Consider the following 23,563-nt stretch of genomic DNA (forward strand, 5'->3'; position numbering starts at 1 on the left):
CCTACAGCAGGGCGGTGTAGGGGTTGACGGCGCCGGCCGGGGCCTTCAGCGTGGCCTGCTGCTTCGGCACGACCTGGACCCCCGCGGCGAGCTGGCGCTTGATGCCGTCGCTGAGCTCCTTGGACGGTGCCGCCGCGGCGGGACTCTGCGGCAGCGCCACCAGCGCCGCGCCCACCAACCCGGCGACAGCGAGACTCGCTAGCCTTTTCCTCACTTGGCCTCCCCATTGAGTCAGGCGTTTCGTGCACGCTATGGCCTGCAAGGTCGTTTACACCACCCCCAATGCTTGTCAATACAGGATTTAACAGATCCAATGATCAACGCCTATGTTGACGGCGTGTTGATCACGACCCCCGCCGCTCGCCTAGAGTGTTGGGGTGCCTCACGCCCCCAGCCCCACCCAGCGCCTCCTGACCGCCGGCGACGTGACCGCGTTGCTGCGGCAGCGGGCCGGCCTGAATGTCGTCCACTGTGGAACGTTGAGCGGCGGGACGTTCGCCGCGGTGTGGCGGGCCACGCTGGACGACGGGCGGGACGTGGTGGCGAAGGTCGGGCCGACGCCGGAGGTGCCGCTGCTGCGGTACGAGCGCGGCGTCATCGCGGCCGAGGCGCAGTACTACCGGACGGTGGCGGCGAACACCGCGCACGTACCGGTGCCGCCGGTGCTGCACGCGGACGACGACGTGGTGGTCGTCGGGCTGCTGCCGGGCCGGCCGCTGACCGAGCTGCCGGACGAGACCGCCGGCGAGGCCGTGCGCGAGCAGCTCGGGGTGGCGCTGCGGCACCTGCACGGGGTGACCGGCCCGCACTTCGGTTACGAGGGCGACGGCCGGGCGTCCGGGGCCACGTGGGCGGCGGCGTTCACCGCGATGACCGCCGACCTGCTCGCCGACGCCGCCGACTGGGAGGTGGCGCTGCCGGTGCCGGCCGACGAGGTGCTCGCCACGATCGAGCGGCACGCCGGCGTCCTCGCCGAGGTCGAGCGGCCCGCGCTGGTGCACTTCGACCTGTGGGACGGCAACGTGCTGTGCGAGGCCGGCGGCTCCGCCTCCCGGCTCACCGGTCTCGTCGACGGGGAGCGGTACTTCTGGGGCGACCCGCTGTACGACTTCGTGTCCACCGCGATCGGCCGGAGGATGGAGGAGCTGCCCGAACACCCGGTTCTGCGCGGGTACTACGGCGCCACGCCGCACACGTTCACGCCGTCGCAGCGACTGCGGCTGATGCTGTACCGGATGCAGTTCTCCGTGCTGCTGCTCGCCGAGATGCCCAGCCGCGGCATCACCGGCGAGGAGGCGCGCGGGCGGCGCGAGTGGGTGACGCCGCAGCTGCTCGCCGACCACCGGGACCTAGGTCCGGTCGGCCACAGTGTGGTATAGAGGACGCTACATACGGTAAGGATGTCGATGGGTAGACGGCAGGTCCTGATCGCCGCGGCGTATGGCGCGCTGATGGCGGTGCTCGCCTGCACGCTGTTCATCGCGCCCGAGCTCGACTCCGTCGCCTGGGCGGGGATCGGCCTGTGCGGCGCCGGGGCCGTGCTGCTCGGGGTACGGCGGAACCGGCCGCGGCGCCCCGGGCCGTGGTGGGCGCTCGCCGCCGCGCTCGCGGCGATGACGGCCGGCGACTCCCTCTTCGGGCTCGTCGTGGACACCGCCGCCGACCCGCCGCCCCTCGTCGACCTGTGCTACCTGGCGATGTTCCCGTTCGTGGCGGCCGCGCTGATCGGGCTGACCCGCGCCTCGTCGACGCTCGCCGGCCGGGCCGGCCTGCTCGACCTGCTCGCCCTCGCCAGCGCCGCGTTGCTGGCCGGCTGGGTGTTCATCGTCGGCCCCAGGCTCTCCGCCGACGGGATGACCGGGACCGAGTGGTCGATCCAGGCGGCGTACACGCTCGGCGACGTCGTCGTGCTGGTCGTGACGGTCCGGCTGACCCGCGCGGCGCCGCGCAACCCCTCCGCGATCCTGCTCACCGCCGGCGCCGCCGGGATGCTCATCGGTGACGTGGCGTACGGCCTCGCCCAGTCCCGCGACGGGCTGGCACCCGGCGGGCCCGCCGACGCCGCATACCTTGTGCTCTACGCGTGCTGGGGCGCGGCGGCGCTGCTGCCGTCGATGGCCCGGCTCACCGCTCCCCCGACCGCCCCCACGACGGCGGACACCCCTGACCGCGGGCTCGGCATGCCGTGGCTGCTCGGCGCCGTCGCGTTCGCGCCGCTGGTCCTGCTGGCGCAGGCGCTGACCGGCACCGTGCAGGACGGCCCGATGATCGCGGCGGTCGCCGGCATCACCCTCGCGCTCCTCGTCACCAGGCTCAACGACGCCGTCCGGCACCACGCGGAAGGGCTGCGCCGCGAGCGGACCCTGCGGCACGCGGGCACGGTCCTGGTCAGCGTCACCGACGCTGGCGCGGTCGCCGTCGCCGTGCGGACCGCGGTCCGGGAGCTGCTGCCGGCCGACACGCCGCACATCATCGTCGTCGACTCGAGCCTCACCGACCTGCTGCCGCTCAACGAGCTGTCCGCGCCGCGGATCGTGCCCGTCGGCGCGACGCCGCCGCTGTGGCAGGAGCGGCTCGGCGAGTTCGGTGACGTGCTGATCTGCCCGCTCGACGCGGCCGTGCTGTACATCGCCGCCGAGCGCAGGGACCTGCGGACCGTGCAGGACGCGGTGACCGTGCTCGCCGGCCAGGCGGCGCTCGCGCTCGCCCGGATCGCGCTCACCGAGGCCGCGAGCCGCCGCGACAGCGACGACTACCTGCGGGCCGTCGCCGAGTACACCAACGACGTCGTGATCGTCCTCGACGACGACGAGCGGATCCGCTACACGAGCCCGTCGGTGACGGAACTGCTGGGGATCCGGCCGACGCCGTTCGCGACGCTGCGGGAGATCGTGGCGCCCGACGACCGCCAGCAGGTCGACGCGACGCTGGGGGTGGCCCTCGTCGGCGGGCGGGACGGCACCCGCGACACGTGGAGCCTGCGCCGCCCCGACGGGACCCGGGTGCTGGTCGAGGTCCGCTTCCGCGACCTGCGCGACGACCGGCTCGTCCGCGGCCTGGTCATCACGATGCGCGACGTGACGGAGCAGCGGCGGCACGAGCTGGAGGTGCTGCGCCGTCACTGGGAGGCCACCCCGGGCGCGGCGAACCGGGACAATTCATCCCGCAAGTACCAGTAGTCGGCTCCAGTTCGTGTGACCTGTGACGGATCACAGGTTCGCCCGGCCGCGCTTTGGTCGGGTGATGGCACTGCGTGCCATGCTGAAGTGTGGCTACCACTGAAGCGGTCCCAGTCGCGCGGCGCCGGTCGCTGCTGCGCCCCGTGCTCTTCGCGTTGACGCTCACCACCGTGCTGGCGCTGCTCTTCGGCGTGCCGTGGTGGTCGCTGGTGCTGTCCGGCAACGCGTGGCCCCTCGGCGTCCGCGTCACCGGCACCGTCCTGTTCGCCGGCGCCGCCGTCGCGTTCCCGGTGCTGATGATGCTCGGCCACGGCCGCCGCCACGTGGACTGGGCGTCGCGCGTCGCCGACACCACCCTCGGCGTGATGTGGCAGCTCTTCGTGTGGGCCGTCGCCGGCGACCTGCTGCGCCTGGGCCTGCTCGCCGGTGGCGTCGGCGACCCGCTGCGCTCCCGGATCGTGGCCGGCTTCACCGGTGTCGTCGCCGTCGGCCTGCTGCTGTGGGGTTACGTCGAGGCGATGAAGGTGCCGCGGGTCCGCCGGGTCGACGTCGCGATCCCCCGCCTCGGCGCCGGACTGGACGGGCTGAAGGTCGTCCTGCTCACCGACACGCACTACGGCCCGATCGACCGGGCCCGCTGGTCCCGCGGCGTCACCGAGGTCGTCAACTCCCTGGACGCCGACATCGTGGCCCACACCGGCGACATCGCCGACGGCACCGTCGCGCAGCGCACCGAGCAGGCCGCCCCGCTCGGCGACGTCAAGGCCCGTTACGCCCGCGTGTACGTCACCGGCAACCACGAGTACTACGGCGAGGCCGAGGGCTGGCTGCAGCGGATGGGCGAGCTCGGCTGGGAGGCCCTGCACAACCGGCACCTGGTCGTCGAGCGCGGCGGCGACCGCCTCGTCGTGGCCGGCGTCGACGACCGTACCGCCGCCGGCACCGGCCTGGCGGGCCACCGCGCCGACCACGCGACCGCCCTCGCCGGCACCGACCCCGACCTGCCGGTCCTGCTGCTGGCCCACCAGCCGAAGCAGGTCGACGACGCCATCGCGCACGGCATCGACCTGCAACTGTCCGGCCACACCCACGGCGGCCAGATGTGGCCGTTCCACTACCTGGTGCGCCTCGACCAGCCGGTCGTGCAGGGCCTGACCCGCCACGGCGCGCGCACCCAGCTCTACACCAGCCGCGGCACCGGCTTCTGGGGCCCGCCGTTCCGCATCTTCGCCCCGAGCGAGATCACCGAGCTGACCCTGCGCCGCGCCTGACCGCACCCACCGCCGCCCGCGCTCGTGCAGCGCGGGCGGCCCGACGCCGAACCGCTCGCGGTAGGCGGCGGTCGAGGCGGCGGTCCAGGACGCCCGGCAGCCCTAACCTTGGTGATGGGTGCCGGGAAAGACGAGGCCGAACTCGTAGGCGAGGACCGCCGCCTGGGTGCGGTCGCGGGCGCCGAGCTTGTCCAGGACGTTGCCCACGTGCGTTTTGACGGTCTCCCTGGTGACGTGCAGAGCGGCCGCGATCTCCGCGTTGTTCTGCCCGAGCGCGATGTGGCGCAGGACGTCCAGTTCGCGGGGGGTCAGCCCGGTCACCGGGCTGGATCGGGCCGTGCCGGCGCGAGGGGCGGCGATGCGGCGCAGCGCGTCGGGAAAGAGCACCGCATCACGTGTGTGCACGAACCGGATGGCGTCCACCAGTTCCCGGGCCGGCGCGCGTTTGAGCACGTAGCCGGCGGCACCGGCGCGCAGCGCACCCCAGACGAGCTGGTCGTTCTCGAAGGTGGTGACCACGATCACCCGCGTCGCCGGGGCGCGGCGGGCGAGTTCCAGGGTGGCGGCGAGGCCGTCCATGCGCGGCATGCGGACATCCATCAGCACCACGTCCGCGCCGACGCCGGCCTCGACGGCTTCGCAGCCGTCGGCCGCCTCGGCCACCACGTCGATGTCGTCGTGGTGGGAGAGGATGGTGGTCCATCCCGCACGGATGAGCCGCTCGTCGTCGGCCAGCACCACGCGGATCACAGCGGCAGCCTCGCCTGGACGCGCCACGTTCCGTCCACCTCCTGCCAGGTGCATGTACCGCCGGCCAGGCGGGCGCGCATGCGCATCCCGGTCAGACCGCGGCCTGGCCCACCGGGCGTCCCCACGGTCGCGTTGTCCACGGTCAGCACCAGGTCGGTGCCGACGGCGAGGTCGAGTGTCACCGGGCTGCGCCCGTGCCGCAGGGCGTTGGTGAGGGCTTCCCGGGCGATCGCGAAGGCCGCCCGCGACGGTGCGGCCGGGACCTTGTGCACGTCGCCGACGCTGGTGTGCACGTCGAGGCCGCTGGTGAGCATGCCGAGGGCTTCCAGCGTCGGGGTCTGGGCGGAGACGCCGTCGTCGAGCACGCCGAGCAGCACGTCGAGGTCTTGCTGGGCGTGCCGGGCGGTTGCCGTCACGTGCTCGAGTGACTGGACGGCAGCGGCGGGATCCGGCCGCTGCAGCGCGGACTGGGCGGCCATCGCCTGCACCAGGACGACACTGAGCGCATGGCCGACGGCGTCGTGCAGTTCCATGGCGAGGGCCTGGCGGCGGCCGAGTTGGTCGACCACGCGTGACGGCTCGGTGCGCAGCAGCCGGCGCGCCGCCCAGCGCTGGCCGAATCCCGCGACGACCATCGCGGCCAGGATGGCGACGGCGGCCAGGAGCACCTCGGCCGAGTCGCCCGGCGCGCCGCGCCGCAGTCCGGCGGCGCGAACGAGTTCGGGCGACAGCGCCACCAGACCTGCGCTGAGCGTGGCGCCCCCGTACAGATGCAGGCTGGTCAGCGCCATCAGGTAGACGGGGTCGGCCCGTCTGGGCACGTCGACGTCGAGCAGCTCGGACAGTGCGGTCACCTCGAGACGCCGGAACAACGGCGTCACGGCCAGCAGCACCGCGGCGAGCAGGCACGCCGCCCACCACGCCAGCACCCGCTGCGGTGTCAGCTCCACCAGGATCGGCAGGCCGAGCGCCACCGCCGCCGGCGTCAGCAGCGCGGCACCCAGCAGCTGGTAGACCCCAGCCCGCACGGCTCGGACCGCATGGCGCTTCACGACGACCGACGGTAGCCCACCCTCCGGACGGCGCACTCCCTCGCCAGGGGGAGGTGGCCCAGCCAGGCCGTTCCTACCGTCATCGCATGGCCGAGATCGATCGATCAGGCGGCGTCGCCGTCCCGCCGCCGATGCCCACCGGGCGGCTGCGTGCCGCGTGGCGGGCCGCGCACGCCCCTGTCGCCGGAGCTCCCCGCTGGGCGAGCATCGCCGCGTACGCGGTGCCGCTCGTCGTCCTGCCCTCCAGCCTCTGGCGCCTTCCGGCCACGCTCCTGCACGGCGGCGGCCCCGGCGTGAAGGTGTACGTCGTCTGCCTGTCGATCGCGGCCGAGCTGGTGGCGTTCACCGCCGTCGGACTCGTCGCCTCCTGGGGGGAACGATTCCCGCGCTGGATTCCCTGGCTCCGTGGCCGGACCGTGCCGGCACTGCTCGCCGTCATTCCCGCGACGGCCGCCGCCGCGTTCCTGACGGTACTGTGGACCGCCGCCTTCGTCGCCATCTTCCGTGGAGTCACACTGGGAGGCGCCCCGACTCCCCCGGACTTCCCCACCCGGCAGGGAGTCTGGTCGACCACGACCTTCTACATCTGCTACCTGCCCCTGCTGCTGTGGGGGCCGCTCCTCGCCGTCGTCACGTACGCCTACCACCGACGCCGCCGGGCCCGGCATCGCCCCCACGTCAGGCACCGCACGAGAGGTACAACTCGTGGGCGAGCCGCAGGCTGTCAAGGTCGGACGCCTCGAACCACGCCACAGCGTCGTGTTCGTCCGGCGCGATCAGCGCTGCGGACGCAGTGCTCGACGCGCTGGTGGAGCTGACCGAGGGGCACGGCTACGACGGCGACCTCACGGCGCTGGTACGCGAGCAGCTCGAGGCCGACAGTTCCGTGTGGTCCTGGAACGCCACGGCGGTGCTCGCCACGCTGCTGGAGCGTCAAGGGCGGGTGGACGAGGCGCTCGCGGCGGTCGACGACCTCGCGGCGCACTGCGGCGGCATGTGGATCGAGCTGCTGTTCGAGCGCGTCGAGGTGCTCGCCCGCTCGGGGCGGGTCGAGCAGGCGATCGCCGAGCTGCGCGCTCACCACGAGGGTGGCACCTGGTACGGGAGCTCGAAGCTGGCCGACCTTCTGGTGCTCGCGGGTCGCCCCGGCGAGGCGATCCGGACGTTGGAGTCCATCGACGGCTCCGCGTGGACCGCCGCCAGGCTGGCCGTGCTCCTGGTCGACCAGGGCCGTGTCGAGGAGGCGCTGGCGCTGTTCGCCCCCGATGAGGCGCCCGCGGACGACGAGGACCGCGCGTTCTGGCGGCAGTTCCACCGCAAGGGCCGTGTCGCCGGCGGCGAGCCGACGCGGACGATCGACCGGCGAACCTGACTCCGGCGACCGTTGAGGGCGTGCGGCATCTCGTCCGGACGATCGGAGAGCCCGGGGAGGACCCGACGCTCCGCATCGCGGCCATGTGGTTCCTGCGCGGTGATCACCCCGGTGTGGGGGTCAGGGGACGACGGTGACGGGCCACTTGCCGGACTTGACGAGGCGGACGGCGAGGGAGCCGACGAAGCGGTGGCCGAGGCGGGAGGAGGCGCCGACGACCACGGCGTCGGCGCGCAGCTCGGTCGCGACGCGGACGAGTTCGGAGTACGGGTCGCCGCGGGCGGCCACGAACTCGGCGCGGATGCCGGCGTGGACGGAGCCGGCCTCGACCTGGCGGCGCATGTCCTCGGTGGCGTCGGTGATGGCCTGCTCGACGGCGGCGGCCGCGCCGGCGACGAAGAGACTCGCGGTGGGCGCGCCGGCGACGTAGACCACGACGAGCCGGGCGCCCTGCCTGCGGGCGAGACCTGCCGCGTAGGCACCGGCGCGCAGGGACGGGTCCGAGCCGTCGACGCCGACGACGATGACCTTCGGGCCGTCGGTGCCGAGTTCGAAGACCACGGCACCAGCATGCCGCAGCACCCGGCGGATGCGCATCCGGGGGCCGCGGCACGGCAGGTGTCAAAAGGAGCGGCGAAGCGACAGTTGTCAGGCGGACTCCGGGAGTGGGGCGGGGCGGTAGATGAAGCGGTTGGTGACGGCGAAGCGCAGGGCGAAGGCCAGGACGAGGGTCACCAGGTTGGCGGCGAGCTCGTCGACGCCCGCCCATGAGACGAGCAGCGCGAGCAGCGGCAGCCGGACGGCCAGGTCGAGGTTGTTGAGGGCCACGAACCGCGCGAGGCGCCCCGCCCAGTGCCGGCCGCGGCGGTCGCGGAACACCACGAGGTCGACGAGGACGAAGTTCCAGCAGATGGCGACCTCGGTCGCGGCCACCGCGGCCGGCAGGTAGTGCAGGTGCCAGTGGTCGACGAGCAGCCACATGACGGCCAGGTTGGGCAGGACCCCGGAGGCCCCCACGGCGCCGAACCCGGCCATGCGCAGGAGGGACTTCACGGGTGCACCTTCCGGACGATGATGTCGCCGAAGCGGACGACCTCGGTCGAGGACTCCATGCCCCGGCGCAGGGTCGGCAGGCCGGCGAGGGTACTGGCGGCCTGGTCGGCCATGACGATGTAGTCGATGCTGGCCACGCCGGCCGGTAGGACCTCGGTCATCACCTCCGGGTCGGTGTCGACCTTCCAGAGCCAGACCGGCTTCGTGAACCCGGCGAGCTTCAGGTCCATCCAGATGTAGTCGTCGGTGACGACGACCGCGGACCGGTCGACGTGGTCGACGACCCAGCGGGTCGCGGCGCGGGAGTTCGCGCTGCCGTCGAAGGATGCCTGCTCGCGCAGGGTCGCCGCCCAGCCGGGAAGGACGAGGAGCGCCGCCAGTACAGCGGCGGCGACGACGAACGGAGCACGCAGCCGCGCCGAGAGCTGGGCCCCGGCGCCGGCGATGAGCAGGGCCGCGAAGGGCAGCAGGGCGATGACGTAGGCGAAGGGCAGGTAGCCGCCGCGGCACATCATGACGACCTGGATGAGCAGGGCGAGCCCGATCGGCCGGAGGTGGCGCACGGCCAGGCCGAGCGGGATGAGCGCGACGCCGGGCAGCAGGAGCCACGGGTCGAGGTCGATCCAGGACCTGGCGAGGCTGAACGTGCCGGAGGACGGGTCGAGGAGGCTGCCGCTGCCGGAGCGGGCGAACAGCTGCCACCACAGCGCCCAGCCGAGGCTGACGTGGCCCTCGCCGGGCAGGAGCTCGTTCTTCAGCAGCGCGAACACCGGGTAGGAGGCGACCAGGACACCGAACGACACGAGGAACACGCCGAGGTTCCACACCCGGGTCCGCCGGGAGGTGTGCTGGACGAGCAGCCAGACCAGGGCCGGCAGGAGGATGACGATGGTCTCCTTGCACAGGGCGGCCGAGGCGAACCAGATCGCGCTCCACAGGGCGGCGCCGACGCTGCGGCGCGGTGACGCGGCGGCCGCGAGCGCGGCGAGGACGAACATGGTGGCGAGGTTGTCCAGGAACACCATGCGGTGGAAGTAGACCGCGAGGGGGCTGACCGCGAACAGGAACACGGCGGCACCGGCCCAGCCGCGGCTGAAGCGGAGCCGCCTGGCGAGCAGGAACAGCAGGGCGCAGCTGACCAGCGCCGAGATGAGCATGACCTCGCGGCCGACCATGACGGCGCTGGGGGCGCGGTCGAAGCCGTCGGTGAGGCCCGCGTAGCCGGCGATGATCGCCCAGCCGAGGAACGGATGGTCGTACCAGTAGGTGTAGTGCGACAGGGCGCCGTGGTCGAGCAGCGCCCAGGCCTGGTTGACGTAGGTGCCCTCGTCGTCGTTGACGCGGCCGGGCCAGCCGTGCAGGTTCCAGCCGTTGACGAGCCCGGCGAGGACGAGCAGCGGGGCGAGCACGAGCAACGACGCCCGGTGCGTGCGCCAGCGCGACGGGCGCGGTTCGGCGGAAGCGGAGGCGGCACCACGGACGGGGCTCCGCTCGATCTCGAGAACGGCGGTCACGCGACGGCACCTTCCACAGACGACAGGGACAGCGGCCGGTGGTGGCCGCCGTGGGCGGTCTTGTGCCAGGTGGTGTTGCCGTCGACGTGCTGCCACACGGCCCAGAACGCCGCGCCCATCAGCACCCACTGGTAGACGGGCGCGCCGACGAGCAGGAAGAGGTAGTGCCGCCACAGCACCTTCTGCCGGTACGCGTGGGCGAACTCGCGCAGCCCGACGAGCTGCGTCGCGAGGGTGATGATGATGGGCACGAAGGGCGCGTACATCAGCATCGCCACGCCGACGGGCACCTTCAGCCACAGGATCGTGGCGATCGACAGCGGCAGCAGCAGCGCGGAGAAGGCCTGCAGGAACGGTGTCGCGAGGATGTACCCGGCGAGGACCCGCTGCCGCAGGGTGGGCAGCGTCGCCCAGCGGCCCTCGAGCAGGATGCTGAGGAAGCCCTGGTTCCACCGGACGCGCTGCCAGAAGAGGGACCCGGCCCGGCGGTCGCCGATGGTCTGCGGGACCTCCTCGCGGGTGGCGAGCTCCGGCTCGTAGGCCGCGACCACGCGGGCGCCGTACCGGGTGCAGAGCAGGACGCCGAGCGCGCAGTCCTCGGTGAGGTTGTCGGGCCAGCCGCCGGCCTGCTCGAGCAGCCGCCGCCGGATGAACACGGTGTTGCCGCCGAGCGGCACGAACCCGGTCCGCACCTGGTAGAACATGCGGCTGGTGAACCAGAAGAAGTACTCCATCACGTTGTGGACCTTGAACCAGTCGCGGGCGCGGGTGCCGAGCGTCATGAGTTGTACGCCGCCCTGCACGACGTCGGCGTCGGTGCGGCCGAGCAGGGTGTTGACCCGGGTGAGCAGCTGCGGCGCGACGTCGTCCTCGGCGTCGACGACCCCGATGACGGTGCCGGTGGCGACGGCGAGCGCGGCGTTGAGCTGGCGTGGCTTGTTGGATCTGGGGTACGCGCGGACGACGGTGCGGACCCGGCCGTGCGGGTCGTCGAGCGCCTGGACGCGCCGGACCTCGGCGAGGGTCGCGTCGTCGCCCTCGCACAGCGACACGAGGATCTCGTAGTCGTCGTGGTCCTGCTGGAGCAGGTGCCGCAGGGTGCCGGCGATGACGAACTCCTCGTTGAGCGCCGGCACGATGATGGTGAAGCGCTCCTTCGCCTCGTCGGGCACAGCGGCCGGCCAGCGCATCTGCTCGACGGCTTCGGGGGTGCGCCAGCCGTACAGGCGCCACCGGACCTCGAGCGCGCCGACGACGGTGTTGTACAGCGCGACGGCGGTCACGAGCAGGGCGAGGACGGCGGCGCCGGACAGCGGTGACACGGCGAGGGCGGCGGTGCCGGCGGCGGCGGTGCCGAGCAGCGCGCCCCACCGGACGGCGGGCGCGGCGAACCAGGTGACGAGCCGGAGCCACGGCAGCTGCCGCAGGTAGAGCAGTCCCTGGCGCAGGTCGCCCTTGCTGGTGCCGGCGACGCGTTCGGCGAACCGCAGCGGCAGCTCGGTGCGGCGGAGGCGGGGGAACCGCGCGAGGATCTCCAGGAGAATCTTGAACCCGCGCGACCGGAGCTTCTCGGTGTCCATCTTGTCCAGGCGTACCGCGAAGAATCCGGTCATCGGGTCCGTGACGCCGCGCAGCGCGAACGGGAACGCGACCCGCGCCAGGATCGTCGAGCCGGTCGACACCAGGCGGCGCAGCGGGCCGTCGAGACCGCCGCTGCTGCCGCCCTCCCGGTAGCGGCTCGCCATCACCAGGTCGTGGTCGTCGAGGGCGGCGAGGATCGCCGGCACCAGCTCCGGCGGGTGCTGCAGGTCGGCGTCCATCACGAGGGCCTTCGGCGCGCGGGCCCGCCGGAACCCGTCGACGACGGCGCCCGCGAGGCCGCCGGTCCGCTGCCCGCCGGTGCGGTGGAAGACCCGGACGCGGAGGTCGTCGCGCTCCAGCCGGGCCGCGGCGGCCGCGATGGCGTCGACGGTGCGCTCGTCGTCGCTGTCGTCGACGAACAGCAGCTCGAACGAGGCGTCGTGCAGCACCGCCGACAACCGGGCGATCAGCGGGCCGACGTTCTCCTCCTCATGCCTGCAAGGGATGACGATCGTGGCCTTCGGGGTCACGGGATCTCCTTCGATACGACCGATGAGCTTCACAACCGGATGACCGAACAGCGCGCCAGTGCGCCGCCGCCGCTGTCGAAGTACTCGACGGTGACCGTGTGGTCGCCTTCGGACAGCGGGGTTTCGAACGTGTACGTGGTCGGCGGGTGGTCGGACCATCCGTCGATCACCACGGCTCCGTCGATCGAGACGCGGATGCCGTCGTCACTGGTGGCGGTGATGCGGTACGTGCCGCCGGGCAGGTGGTCGGTCCTGGTCCAGCGGGCGGAGAACCCGTCGGCCGGCAGCCCCTCGGCCGGGGCACCGAGGCCCCAGTCGTGGTCGACGGCCAGGTCCTGCCGGGTCAGGACGGGTTCCCCGGTGGCGGTCGGGTTGGCGTAGAAGGACACCGTCCACGGGGTGGGTGGCGGCGGGTCGGCGGTCTTGGCGTAGCTGAGCCGGGCGATGGCGCCGGCGGCCCGGTCGTAGTACTCGACGACGATCACGTGGGCGCCCTCGGCGAGGTTGCGCTGCACCACGAACGTGGTCGGCGGCTGGTCGCGCCACTCGTCGAGGACGAGCACGCCGTCGATGTAGAGCCGGACGCCGTCGTCGGCGAGGAGCCGGAACGTGTAGACGCCGGCGGCGAGGTTGTCGGTGCGGGTCCAGCGGGCCGAGAACCCGTCGGCGGGCACGCCGGGGCCGGGCGCGCCGAGACCCCAGTCGAAGTCGACGGCGGCGTCCTGCCGTTGCACCGCCGGCGCCCCGGTCAGGTCGGTGCCGCGGTGGTAGGCACCGTCCCAGCCGGGTGGTGAGGTGACGTCGCCGACGCGGCGGTAGCCGAACCGCAGCTGGGCGCCGGCGGCGTTCTCGTAGTACTCGACGCGGATCGTGTGCGGGCCGCCCAGCAGCAGCTTGTCGGCGGTGAACTCCTCGTTCTGCTCCCGCCAGCGGTCCAGGACGACCGCGCCGTCGACGATGACCCGGATGCCGTCGTCGCTGGCGCCGGCGAACCGGTACAGGCCGGACGGGAGCACGTCGGTGCGGGTGTACACGGCGACGAAGTGGTCGGTGTCGATGCCGCCGCCGGGGCCGCCGTCGCCGTACGGGTGGTCGATCGCGGTCTCGTCCCGCACGAGGTCCGGCGCCCGCGACGGGATCGACGGCTGCGAGCCGGCGCCGGGCGTGTTCCAGTACCTCGCCTCGTAGGCGGGCGCCGGGGGCAGGTCGCCGGCGCGGCTCCAGCCGAGCCGGGCGAGGGCACCGGCGGCGTTCTCGTAGTACTCCATGACGATCGTGTGCGCGCCGCCGCCGAGCGCCAGCCGGGTCCGGTACTCGGTGACGCCCTGGTCGCCCCAGTGGTCGACGACCAGCTGGGCGTCGACCCACAGCCGCACCCCGTCGTCGGACGTGGTGACGAAGTCGTAGTAGCCGGCGGTCAGCGTCAGCGGGCGGGTGTACCGCGCGACGAAGTGATCCGCGTCGATCACGGGGTCGGGCGATCCGAGACCCCAGTCGTGGTCGACGGCCGGCTCGTCGCGGCGCAGCTGCGGCGCGGTCGCCGGGACGGCCGGCGCGGATCCGGCTCCGGGGGTGTTCCAGTACTCGGCGGTGAACGTGTCGCGGGGCTGGTCCGGCGTGGTCTCCCAGGTCAGCTTCGCGCTCGCGTCGACCACGTTGTCGTAGAACTCCAGCCGGATCCTGTGCTGCCCGGCGGCGAGGTCGGCGACGTACTCGTAGGCGGTCGGGCCCTGGTCGTGCCACTGGTCGATGACGACCTGGTCGTCGATGAACAGCCGGGCGCCGTCGTCGGAGGCGACCGTGAAGCGGTACCGGCCGGTGGCGAAGAACTCGGTCTTCGACCAGCGGGCGGAGAAATGGTCGGCGTTCACGCCGGGGCCGGGCGGGTCGACGGACCAGATGAAGTCGACCACCGGGTCCTGCCGGGTCAGCGCGGGCGGGCCGTCGAGCTGCTGGTTGTTGAAGTACTCGCCGAGGAACGGCGCCGACGGCGCGTAGGTCGCGGTCCACGTGGTGGCGGCGGCGGGGGTGGTGACGAAGTGCCGGATCGCGCCGCCGTCGGACCAGCCGGTGAAGTGGTACACGGTGCCGTCGGCGTCGCGCGTCGTCGGCGGCGCGGCGATCTCCCGCCGGAAGCCGGTCACGCCCTGGACCGTGGACGGGGTCGGGACCGGCACCCCGTCGAGGGTCACGCCGAGGCCCGGCGGGCTGGTCGCGAACGTCATCGGCGCCGTGCGCGGGTAGATGAAGACGGACTTCGCGCTGGTGAGCCCGTTGCGGTCGGTGACGGTCACCTTGATCTCGAACCAGGTGTCGGCCGACGCCTCGCCGGTGACGGGGATCGTGAACGTGCCGACCCGGCCGGTCAGCGGCCCGACGAACGGGTGGACGTGCGTGTTGTGGTGCAGGAACACCTCGGTCTTGAGGTCGCCGTCGCTGACGTCGTAGCCGGCGGCGTCGGTGCCGAACGCGTTGTAGGTGATCGTGTCGCCGGCGTCGTAGCGGGCGCCGTCGGCGGGCGCGGCGACCCGGACCGTCGGCGGGGAGCCGACCTGCACGACGATCGGCCGGGACGTGACGGTGTTGCGGCCGTCGGACACGGTCAGCGTCACCGGGTAGACGCCGACGGCGGCGTAGGTCTTCACCGGATCCGGTGCGGTGCTGCCGCTGCCGTCGCCGAGGTCCCAGTGGTACGTGAGGTCGTCGCCGTCGGGGTCGCTCGTGCCGGCGCTGGTGAAGTGGACGGTGAGCGGCTGCGGCCCGCCCGTCCGGTCGGCCTGGGCCCGCACGACCGGCGCGCCGCCCGCGAGGCTGTAGGAGACCTGGTACAGCTGGCCGGGGAAGTACGTGAGGTAGTACAGCGAGCCGTCGGGGGCGACCTTCAGGTCCACGACGCTGCCGGCGTCGGGGTCGAAGTCGCGGACCTGGGTGATCTGCCCGGCGTCGTCGAGCAGCGCCTGCTTGATGAAGCCGCGCGAGTAGTCGCCGAAGAACATGCTGCCCTGGTACTCGGCGGGGAACTGGCCACCGCGGTAGACCGGGCCGGCGGTCACCGCGCCGCTGCCGCCGTCGTGGTTGTAGGCGTGCAGCGGCTCGGTGTAGCCGGCGCAGCCGGCGGTGCAGCGGCCCTCGTGGACCGGCCAGCCGTAGTTGCCGCCCTTGACGATGAGGTTGAGCTCTTCCCACGTGTAGTCGCCGACGTCGCCGCCGTAGAGCCGGCCGGTGGCGCCGTCGAACTGGAACCGCCACGGGTTGCGGAATCCGTATGCCCAGATCGCACCGAGTTTTCCGGGCTGCCCCGCGAAAGGGTTGTCCGGCGGAATGGTGCCGTCCGGGTTGATCCGCAGAATTTTGCCGTGCGGGTTGGTCAGATCCTGTGCGTTCGGTGGATAGCCGTTGTCGCCGACGGCGAAGTAGAGCTTTCCGTCGGGTCCGAACCTGATGCTTCCGCCGACGTGCAGCAGCTGCGACGGTGATTGTGTCTGAAATATGGTGTACGGGCCGTCGGTGCCGATGTCGCCCGATGCGTCGAATCGCACGAGGTGATTCAGCAGGTCGTGCCCGGTGTAATAGAAATACACGAAGTGATTGGCGACGCCGAACCCTGGGTCGAAGGCGATGCCGATCAGCCCGCGGTCGCCGGAGGCCTCGGAGGGCAGGTCAGCGAAGGGTTCTGGCAGCAGGTGCCCGTCCTTGAAGATCTTGATCTTGCCGGTTCGCTCGAGGATGAAGATCCGGCCGTCGGGCGCGATGTCGAACCCCGACGGGCCGTCGAGCCCGACGCCCGCGACGAGCTGCGTGGAGAAACCGGGTGGCGTCGCGGCGCCGGCCGGCACCGGGCCGAGCAATGACGCCACCAGTGTCAGCAATGCGACAAATAGCAGATGCCTGCGCAACATTCCACCCCACAGTCGTCCCTCGGCATGCATCCTCGGGGCGTCGTGTGATGTGGGAACAACAATTTCGCGTCGGCATTGTTTCGTCGCTGCCGGTCATTTCATCGGCGTGCGGAAATGCGGCGGAATTGTTCCGCCGGAAACACGGCCGAGGTCAGACGGTCACCGACACGGCGACGGGCAGCGACTCGTAGCCGCGCAGCACCCGCGTCTTGCGGCGCCGTGGCTCGCCAGCGACGGTGAGGCCGGGGTGGCGGTCGAAGAGGGTGCGCAGCCCGATCTCGCCCTCCAGCCGGGCCAGGGCGGCGCCGAGGCAGTAGTGCACGCCGCCGGAGAAGGACAGGTGGTCGCGGGCGTTGGCGCGGGTGACGTCGAAGCGGCCGGGGTCGGCGAAGACGGCGGGGTCGCGGTTGGCGCCGCCGAGCATCGGCACGACCACGTGGCCGGGCTGCAGCTGGATGCCGGCGATCTCCACGGGCCGCTGGCAGATGCGTGCCGAGTTCTGCACCGGGGAGTCGAACCGCAGCATCTCCTCCACGGCCCCGCGCCACAGCGACGGGTCGTCCCGCAGCAGCTCCAGCTGCGCCGGGTGCGCCATCAGCAGCGCCGCGCCCGTGCCGAGCAGGTTGACCGTCGTCTCGAAGCCGGCGGCGAGCAGCAGGCCCGCGGTGGCGAGCAGCTCGTCGTCGGTGAGCTGCTCGCCCTCCAGGTGCACCAGCTGGCTGAGCAGGTCGTCGCCGGGCTCGCGGCGCAGCCGCTCGAAGTGCCCGCGCATCCACGCGTTGCTCTGCCGGATGCCGATCTCGGTGCGCCGGTACTGCCGGTACGTGAGCCCCAGGTCGAGCGTCGGCGCGGCCATGGTGCCCCAGTCGAGGAACTGCCGGCGCATGGCCAGGGGCACGCCGAGGATGTCGGCGATGACGGTGACGGGCAGCAGCGCCGCGTACTGCTCCACCAGGTCGAACCGCGGGCCCAGGCCGTCCAGGAGCTCTTCGGCGGTCCGCTCGATCTTGGGCCGCAGCGCCTCGATCGCCCGGGCGGTGAAGACCTTCGAGACCAGCCGCCGGTAGCGGGTGTGGTCCGGCGGGTCGGTGACGAGCATCGACGGCGGGTCGACCGGCCCGATCGGGGCGGTGCGCCGGCCGAGCCGCCACAGCAGCGCGATCGGCGCCGGCAGCCGCTGGTCGTTGAACCCGACGCCGAACGCCTCGCTGCGCAGCACCGCCGACGCCACGTCGTGCCGCGCGGTCGCCCACATGATCCGCCCGTGGACCAGCGGCCCCTGCGCACGGATCTGGTCGTAGAACGGGTACGGGTCGGCGCGGACGGCGGGGTCGACGAAGAACCGCGCCTGCGGGTCACCCTTGCGGGCCGCGGCGCTGATGCCCAGTCGCGCGAACCCGTGCCTCGTCGCCCACCGCACCAGCGTCCCGCTCATGGTACTAGACGGTACCATGAGCGGGACCCGGTGATGGTCAGCCCGTCGAGCGAGGGCGGGTGGTGACGGCGGAGAGCGGGACGGCGACGTCCTCCAGGGGCTTGCCCTCGGCGTCGACGCCGAGGAACCATGCGACGACGCCGCCGACGATCATCACCGCGGCGCCGATCAGGTAGCCGATGAAGAGCTTGCCGGGGTCCTCGCCCTCGCCGATGAGCCAGCCGTAGAAGATCGGGCCGATGGCGCCGAAGCACTGGGCGATGGCGAAGAACACGGCGATCGCCTGGGCCCGGATCTCCAGCGGGAAGATCTCGCTGACGGTCAGGTAGGCGGAGCTGGCGCCGGCCGAGGCGAAGAAGAAGATGACGCACCAGGCGAGGGTCTGCGTGAACGCGTTGAGCATCCCCGCGTCGAACATCCAGGCCGAGATGGCCAGGAGGATGCCGGAGAGCAGGTACGTGCCGGTGATCATCTTGCGGCGGCCGATGGTGTCGAAGAGGTGGCCGAGCAGGAGCGGGCCGGCCAGGTTGCCGACGGCGAAGGCGATCAGGTAGATCGGGGTCTTCTCCGCGTCGACGTCGTAGAACTTCGACAGCACCAGCGTGTAGGTGAAGAAGATGGCGTTGTACAGGAAGGACTGCGTGATCATGAGGGTCGCGGACAGCGCCGATCGGGACGGCATCCGCCGGAACAGGACCTTGACCAGCGACAGGTAGCCGTGCGAGGCGGACGGCTTGATCTCGATGGCGGCGCGCTCGTCGACCGGGGCGAGGGTCTGGCCCGACCGCTCCACGTCCCGCTCGATCGCCGCGATGCTCTCCTCCGCCTCCCGCTCGCGCCCGTGCATGATCAGCCAGCGGGGGCTCTCCGGCAGGTGCCTGCGCAGGTTCCAGACGAGCAGACCGATGATCGGCCCGATCAGGAACCCGAGCCGCCAGCTGATGTTGAGCGAGATGTGGTTCAGCAGGATGTACGTGCCGAGCGTGCCGATGATGGCGCCGCCCCAGTAGGTGCCGTTCACGCCGATGTCGACGCGGCCGCGGTACTTCGCCGGCATCATCTCGTCGATCGCGGAGTTGATGGCGGCGTACTCACCGCCGATGCCGGCCCCGGCGATGAACCTGGTCAGGTAGAGGAAGATCAGGCTCAGCGTGCTGTTTCCCCAGGTGAGCGCGGTCAGCGCGTTGCCGGCGAGGTAGACGCCGAGCGTAACGATGAACAGGTTCTTGCGGCCGAGCGCGTCGGACAGGCGGCCGAAGAGCAGCGCGCCGAAGACCTCGCCCAGCAGGTACACGGTGGCGATGGCGCCGACCTGCGTGCTGCTGAGCCCGAGCGTCTCCTCCTTGTTGAGCACCGCCCCGACGGCACTCGCGATGGTGATCTCCAGGCCGTCGAGGACCCAGGCGGTGCCCAGCGCCAACACCATCCTGGTGTGGAACGGAGCCCAGGTGAGCCGGTCGATCCGCGCCGGGATCAGGCTGCGGATGACGCCGCCGGTCGACCCTGCGGCTGACTGAGGGCTGGATTGCGTGTCGGACAAGGTGCACCTCCCAGGATTCCCTGACAAGCCCCGTGCCCGCATCGGCGAACCTCAAAACGCGGTCTTGACGCTGGACCACCGATCGACCACGCTGAGTCCCGAGAGAGCGCTCTCTTCACACGGTACGACCGGACGCCCGCCAGCACCGGCAACCGCCCTCCCGGTGCATCGGCACGGCGCGGCGACGGTCCCGCACGCCCCTATCCATGCCCAGGGAGAGCACCATGCACAGACTCAAGGGCCGGCGCCTCGCCGGTCTGCTCGTGGCGACCCTGATCGCCGGGTACGCCGCCGTCACCGTCACCACGGAGGCCAGTGCCGCCGGCGCCCTGCTGTCGCAGGGCAAGCCGACCACCGCGTCGTCGACGGAGAACGCCGCGTCCGGCGCGGCCCTCGCCACCGACGGCAACACCGGCACCCGCTGGTCCAGCGCGTTCAGCGACCCGCAGTGGATCCAGGTCGACCTCGGCGCGACCGCCACGGTCGACCAGGTCGTGCTCAACTGGGAGGCCGCCTACGCCCGCTCGTTCACCATCCAGCTGTCCACCAACGGGACCACCTGGACGACCGCCTACTCCACCACCACCGGCACCGGCGGGGTCCAGACCCTCGCCGTGTCGGGCAGCGCCCGCTACGTGCGGATGAACGGCACCGTCCGGGCGACGGCCTACGGCTACTCGCTGTGGGAGTTCCAGGTGTACGGCACGACCGGCGGCACCGGCTGCGGCACGGCGAACGCCGCCCAGGGCCGCCCGGCCACCGCGTCGTCGACGGAGAACGCGGCGTCGCCCGCGTCGGCCGCCTTCGACGGCAACACCGGCACCCGCTGGTCCAGCGCGTTCAGCGACCCGCAGTGGATCCAGGTCGACCTCGGCGCCACCGCCACGATCTGCCAGGTGGTGCTCAACTGGGAGGCCGCCTACGCCAGCGCGTACAGCGTCCAGGTCTCCACGAACGGCAGCACCTGGACGTCGATCTACTCCACCACCGCCGGCACCGGCGGCGTCCAGACCCTCACCGTCAACGCGAGCGGCCGGTACGTGCGGATGAACGGCACCGCCCGCGCCACCGCCTACGGCTACTCGCTGTGGGAGTTCCAGGTCCGCACGACCGGACCGGTGACCCCGACGTCGCAGCCGCCGACCTCGCAGCCGCCGGGGTCGTTCTGGGGCGACACCAGTTCCATCCCCAACCCGTCCAACGTCGTCATGGTCAAGGTGCTCAACCGCACCAACGGGCAGTACCCCGACAGTCAGGTGTACTGGAGCTTCAACGGCCAGACGCACAGCATCGCCGAGCAGCCGTACCTGGACATGCCGGCCAACTCCGCCGGCCGGATGTACTTCTACCTCGGCAGCCCGAACAGCCAGTACTACGACTTCATCGAGTTCACCGTCGGGCCGTCGGTCTTCAACGGCAACACCACCCGCGTCGACGCGTTCGGGCTGAAGCTGGCGATGCGGCTGCACGCCCGCGACGGCTACGACGTGCAGGTCGGCGAGGACCAGGCCACGTTCGCCGAGAGCCGCGCGGCGACGTTCCAGCGGTTCATCGACGAGGTGCCGGCCCAGTTCGACGTCCTGGCACAGTCGCAGGCGCCGTACCGGATCATCGCGCCGGGCAGCGACCCGACGTTCCGCGCCGGCGGCGTCAACGCGAACTACTTCACCGCGTACGCCTCGCAGTACGGCATCAACGCCCCGACGTCGGACGTCTTCGGCTGCGCCGGGGTGCTCGCCAACGACCCGGCGAACTGCGCGGCGCTCAACCGGCACGTGCGGCAGCTGCCGCAGTCGGATTGGTCGACGCCGAGCCTGTACTACCAGGCCGCGCCGGCGAACTACTACGCCAAGTTCTGGCACGACCACGCCATCGACAAGCTGTCATACGGGTTCCCGTACGACGACTACGCCGGCCAGTCGTCGTTCGTCTCGCACGGCAACCCGCAGTGGCTGCTGGTGGCCGTCGGCTGGTGACGCGTCACAGCAACGCTGAAGGCCGGTAGCGCCTTCTCAGCGGCGCGCGACACTCAGTACAGCAGCGGCAAACGCGACGACGGGCACCCCTCGCACGAGGCAAGGGGTGCCCGCCGTCATGGCACCCGGAGGTGTCAGGCAGCTCCGCCCGGCTGGACGACGCCGTTCACCGTGAGGGTGTACGGCGCGTACTGCTGGACCTGCTCCGTCGGCTCGTCGTAGGCGACGACCGCCACGACCTTCGGGAACAGCGACAGCAGCGCCAGCTGGATCCAGTTGAGCGTGATGCTGTTCTTACCGGTGAACTCGAACTGCCACGCGAGGTGGTTCGCCTCGTCGATGCCGACGAGCTTCACGTGCCAGTTCTTGACCTTGACCGGGGTGATCTCCGTCGGCGAGTCGAACGGCGCCAGGCTGGAGCCGTCGCTCAGCAGGGTGCCGCCGAGCGCGATGTCGTCGACGAGCAGGCCGCCCTCGTTGACACCGCCGTCGCTGACGTAGCGGATGCCCAGCAGGATCGACTTGCCCGCGAACGCGGACAGGTCGAAGCTGTGCGCCTCGAAGCCGTTCGTCGTGCCGTTCAGGCCGGGGCCGAGCGGCGCGTCGACGGTCTTGTCACCGGGGATCGCGGTGTAGGTCGTGCCACCGTCGGTGGAGACCACGACGTAGCCGTAGTCGTAACCGAGCTCGGCGCCGTACTTCGCCTGGAAGGTCAGCGTCGCGTTGGAGGCGGGGACCGTCACCGGGATGACCGCGGTGGCGTCGGTGTTGTTGGCGTTGCCCGAGAACAGCACCGAGTTGCCCGGCCGGTCGGGGTCGTTGTTGACCAGCGTCCAGGCCAGCGGCAGGGACGGCAGGGCCGACGCGCCGGTGAACTTGAGCGAACGCAGGTCCTTGCCCTTGATGGCCGTGCCGTTCTTCTGCAGCAGCACGTAGTCGGCGCCGTTGGGGGCCGCTCCGGGCACGCTGTAGCTCTGGGTGTTCGCCAGGTTCACCGAGGAGCGGACGCTCTTCGACGTGACCTTGGACTTGTCGGCGCCGAGCACGAGGCTCCAGCGCGAGTCGTCCAGGAGCTTGTCCAGCAGCACCGACGACTGGTAGTCGTGCAGCACCGTGTACGCGTCCTTGGCACCCTCGGCCTTCACGGCCGCGTCGACGCTCTTGATGCCCTGCAGGGCGCCGTCGCGGTGCAGCTTCTCGATGATGTCCTGACCGTAGTGGTCGTAGAGGTACAGCAGGAACTGGTACGCGTTGCCGTAGTCGGCGAGCACACCGGCGCCGCTGCCGCCCTCACCCCAGAGGTTGAGCGAGTTCTGGGCACCACCGCAGTCACGGGGGTTGGGGTTGAAGGGTGTCTGCACCGGGCCGTAGCCCTGGAAGCAGTACAGGTGGCTGTCGCCGCCCTTGTCGTAGACCGTCTTGGTGCCGTCGACGTAGCCGGTGAGCGTCTGCGCGAAGTCCGCGAGACCCTCGTTGAGCCACGTCGTCTCGTTCGGGTCGACGTAGGACAGCAGCAGGTGCTGCCACTCGTGCGCGAACGTGCCCTCGTAGAGGGTCGGCCGGGCCGGGCGGCTGGTGCAGACGTCACTGCTCGGCGCGTCGACGGGGTTGGCGCCGGTACGGTGCTCCCAGTCGTACGCGTCGATCGTCATGACGTTGCGGTCGAACAGTTCGTTGAACTGCGTCGAGAAGAAGCCCGCGATGTAGGTCGTGGCGGCCGGGAACGTGTAGTAGTTGTCGTCCCGGACGTTGTCGACCAGCGTGACCGTCTTCTCGCCGCCGCCGGTGTAGACGCCGCCGTTGCCGTTGGCGTCCGGTCCGAGCAGCGCGTTGCTGCCGTCCCGGTTCGGCGGCGTGCTGAAGGCGGCGGTCTCCTTCGGGTACATGTTGGTGTCGAACTCGTGGATGAAGTTCGCCACCTGCGCGTCGGTGACCGTGGTCGTGTTCGGCACCGCGTTACGGCAGTCGCCCGCCGGGAACGAGGTGTCGACCGCGACCCAGACCTCGATGTGCTCGCCGACACCGCGCAGGACGTAGTCCTTGCGGTACAGCCGGCCCTGGTAGTCGTCCGAACCCAGCCACTGACGGACCGTGCCGACCGTCGGGGTCTCCCCCGCGGCCAGCGAGCGCCGCTGCTGCGCCGGCTTCGCCATCTTCGACGTGTCGACCAGCTTGCCGTCCAACGTGAACTGGGTCCGCGTCATGTGCCGCGTGTCGGACGTCTTGCTCGCACCGGACGCCGCAGGCGCCTTGACCGGGGCCGCCGACGCCGGGGAAACCGGCAGGGCGACGAGCACCGGCGCGGCGAGGACGACGACCGCGGTCGTGACCAGGCGTTTCCGCACCATGAAGCCTCCTCAAGTCGGCCCGCAGCACCGGACGGGGGTGACCGCGACCGGAAACCGACAGAC

Annotated in this window: 17 protein-coding genes; 6 read left to right on the forward strand and 11 right to left on the reverse strand. The window is 71.6% G+C overall.

Going from position 1 to position 23,563, the window contains the following annotated elements:
• Window position 1 precedes the first annotated feature (1 nt).
• Window positions 2-214: a hypothetical protein gene (locus ACQEVZ_RS53880; RefSeq protein ID WP_433383547.1), complete on the reverse strand. Its 213-nt coding sequence runs from the start codon at window positions 212-214 to the stop codon at window positions 2-4.
• 163 nt (window positions 215-377) lie between these two features.
• Between ACQEVZ_RS53880 and ACQEVZ_RS53885 the strand changes: the two genes are divergently transcribed.
• From ACQEVZ_RS53885 to ACQEVZ_RS53895, 3 genes are all read left to right on the forward strand, one after another.
• Entirely contained in the window at window positions 378-1,379 is a 1,002-nt protein-coding gene (locus tag ACQEVZ_RS53885; RefSeq protein WP_433383549.1) for a phosphotransferase family protein, read from the forward strand.
• Window positions 1,380-1,406: 27 nt separating this feature from the next.
• Window positions 1,407-3,179, forward strand: coding sequence for a PAS domain S-box protein (locus ACQEVZ_RS53890; protein WP_433383551.1), 1,773 nt, complete (start codon window positions 1,407-1,409; stop codon window positions 3,177-3,179).
• Between the two features lie 89 nt (window positions 3,180-3,268).
• Window positions 3,269-4,450, forward strand: coding sequence for a metallophosphoesterase (locus ACQEVZ_RS53895; protein ID WP_433383553.1), 1,182 nt, complete (start codon window positions 3,269-3,271; stop codon window positions 4,448-4,450).
• 102 nt (window positions 4,451-4,552) lie between these two features.
• Here ACQEVZ_RS53895 and ACQEVZ_RS53900 read toward each other — a convergent pair whose 3' ends face one another.
• Window positions 4,553-5,200 (reverse strand): response regulator transcription factor, encoded by a 648-nt coding sequence (locus ACQEVZ_RS53900; protein ID WP_433383555.1) that lies wholly within the window; start codon window positions 5,198-5,200, stop codon window positions 4,553-4,555.
• The gene (locus ACQEVZ_RS53905) at window positions 5,197-6,252 is read right to left on the reverse strand and encodes a sensor histidine kinase (RefSeq protein WP_433383557.1); all 1,056 of its coding nucleotides are present in this window, start codon (window positions 6,250-6,252) and stop codon (window positions 5,197-5,199) included. The genes ACQEVZ_RS53900 and ACQEVZ_RS53905 overlap by 4 nt, the downstream gene beginning before the upstream one ends.
• Before the next feature lie 86 nt (window positions 6,253-6,338).
• Between ACQEVZ_RS53905 and ACQEVZ_RS53910 the strand changes: the two genes are divergently transcribed.
• On the forward strand, window positions 6,339-7,070 hold the full coding sequence (locus ACQEVZ_RS53910; RefSeq protein WP_433383559.1) for a hypothetical protein: 732 nt from the start codon (window positions 6,339-6,341) through the stop codon (window positions 7,068-7,070).
• Window positions 7,046-7,624, forward strand: coding sequence for a hypothetical protein (locus ACQEVZ_RS53915; protein WP_433383561.1), 579 nt, complete (start codon window positions 7,046-7,048; stop codon window positions 7,622-7,624). The genes ACQEVZ_RS53910 and ACQEVZ_RS53915 overlap by 25 nt, the downstream gene beginning before the upstream one ends.
• Window positions 7,625-7,744: 120 nt before the next feature.
• Here the strand turns inward: ACQEVZ_RS53915 and ACQEVZ_RS53920 are convergent, their stop codons facing one another.
• The 7 genes from ACQEVZ_RS53920 to ACQEVZ_RS53950 form a co-directional block, all read right to left on the reverse strand.
• Window positions 7,745-8,185: a universal stress protein gene (locus tag ACQEVZ_RS53920; RefSeq protein ID WP_344502308.1), complete on the reverse strand. Its 441-nt coding sequence runs from the start codon at window positions 8,183-8,185 to the stop codon at window positions 7,745-7,747.
• An 87-nt stretch (window positions 8,186-8,272) separates the two neighbouring features.
• A complete protein-coding gene (locus tag ACQEVZ_RS53925; protein ID WP_344502307.1) occupies window positions 8,273-8,677 on the reverse strand; it encodes a GtrA family protein in 405 nt (134 codons plus the stop codon).
• Window positions 8,674-10,191, reverse strand: a complete 1,518-nt coding sequence (locus tag ACQEVZ_RS53930) for a glycosyltransferase family 39 protein (protein ID WP_433383564.1) — start codon at window positions 10,189-10,191, stop codon at window positions 8,674-8,676. The genes ACQEVZ_RS53925 and ACQEVZ_RS53930 overlap by 4 nt, the downstream gene beginning before the upstream one ends.
• Window positions 10,188-12,302: a glycosyltransferase family 2 protein gene (locus tag ACQEVZ_RS53935; protein ID WP_433383566.1), complete on the reverse strand. Its 2,115-nt coding sequence runs from the start codon at window positions 12,300-12,302 to the stop codon at window positions 10,188-10,190. The genes ACQEVZ_RS53930 and ACQEVZ_RS53935 overlap by 4 nt, the downstream gene beginning before the upstream one ends.
• A gap of 29 nt (window positions 12,303-12,331) precedes the next feature.
• A complete protein-coding gene (locus tag ACQEVZ_RS53940; RefSeq protein ID WP_433383568.1) occupies window positions 12,332-16,159 on the reverse strand; it encodes a PA14 domain-containing protein in 3,828 nt (1,275 codons plus the stop codon).
• Between the two features lie 193 nt (window positions 16,160-16,352).
• The gene (locus tag ACQEVZ_RS53945) at window positions 16,353-17,636 is read right to left on the reverse strand and encodes a cytochrome P450 (RefSeq protein ID WP_354892814.1); all 1,284 of its coding nucleotides are present in this window, start codon (window positions 17,634-17,636) and stop codon (window positions 16,353-16,355) included.
• 37 nt (window positions 17,637-17,673) lie between these two features.
• Complete coding sequence (locus ACQEVZ_RS53950) at window positions 17,674-19,176, reverse strand: MFS transporter (RefSeq protein WP_433383570.1); 1,503 nt, start codon at window positions 19,174-19,176, stop codon at window positions 17,674-17,676.
• Window positions 19,177-19,400: 224 nt separating this feature from the next.
• Here ACQEVZ_RS53950 and ACQEVZ_RS53955 point away from each other — a divergent pair, with 224 nt between their 5' ends.
• Complete coding sequence (locus ACQEVZ_RS53955; RefSeq protein WP_433383572.1) at window positions 19,401-21,152, forward strand: galactose-binding domain-containing protein; 1,752 nt, start codon at window positions 19,401-19,403, stop codon at window positions 21,150-21,152.
• 134 nt (window positions 21,153-21,286) lie between these two features.
• Here the strand turns inward: ACQEVZ_RS53955 and ACQEVZ_RS53960 are convergent, their stop codons facing one another.
• Window positions 21,287-23,500 (reverse strand): peptidase M6 immune inhibitor A, encoded by a 2,214-nt coding sequence (locus tag ACQEVZ_RS53960; RefSeq protein ID WP_433383574.1) that lies wholly within the window; start codon window positions 23,498-23,500, stop codon window positions 21,287-21,289.
• Window positions 23,501-23,563: the final 63 nt, after the last annotated feature.

Source organism: Dactylosporangium sp. CA-152071 (assembly GCF_050936335.1).
In the GTDB taxonomy this organism is placed as follows: Bacteria; Actinomycetota; Actinomycetes; order Mycobacteriales; family Micromonosporaceae; genus Dactylosporangium; species Dactylosporangium maewongense.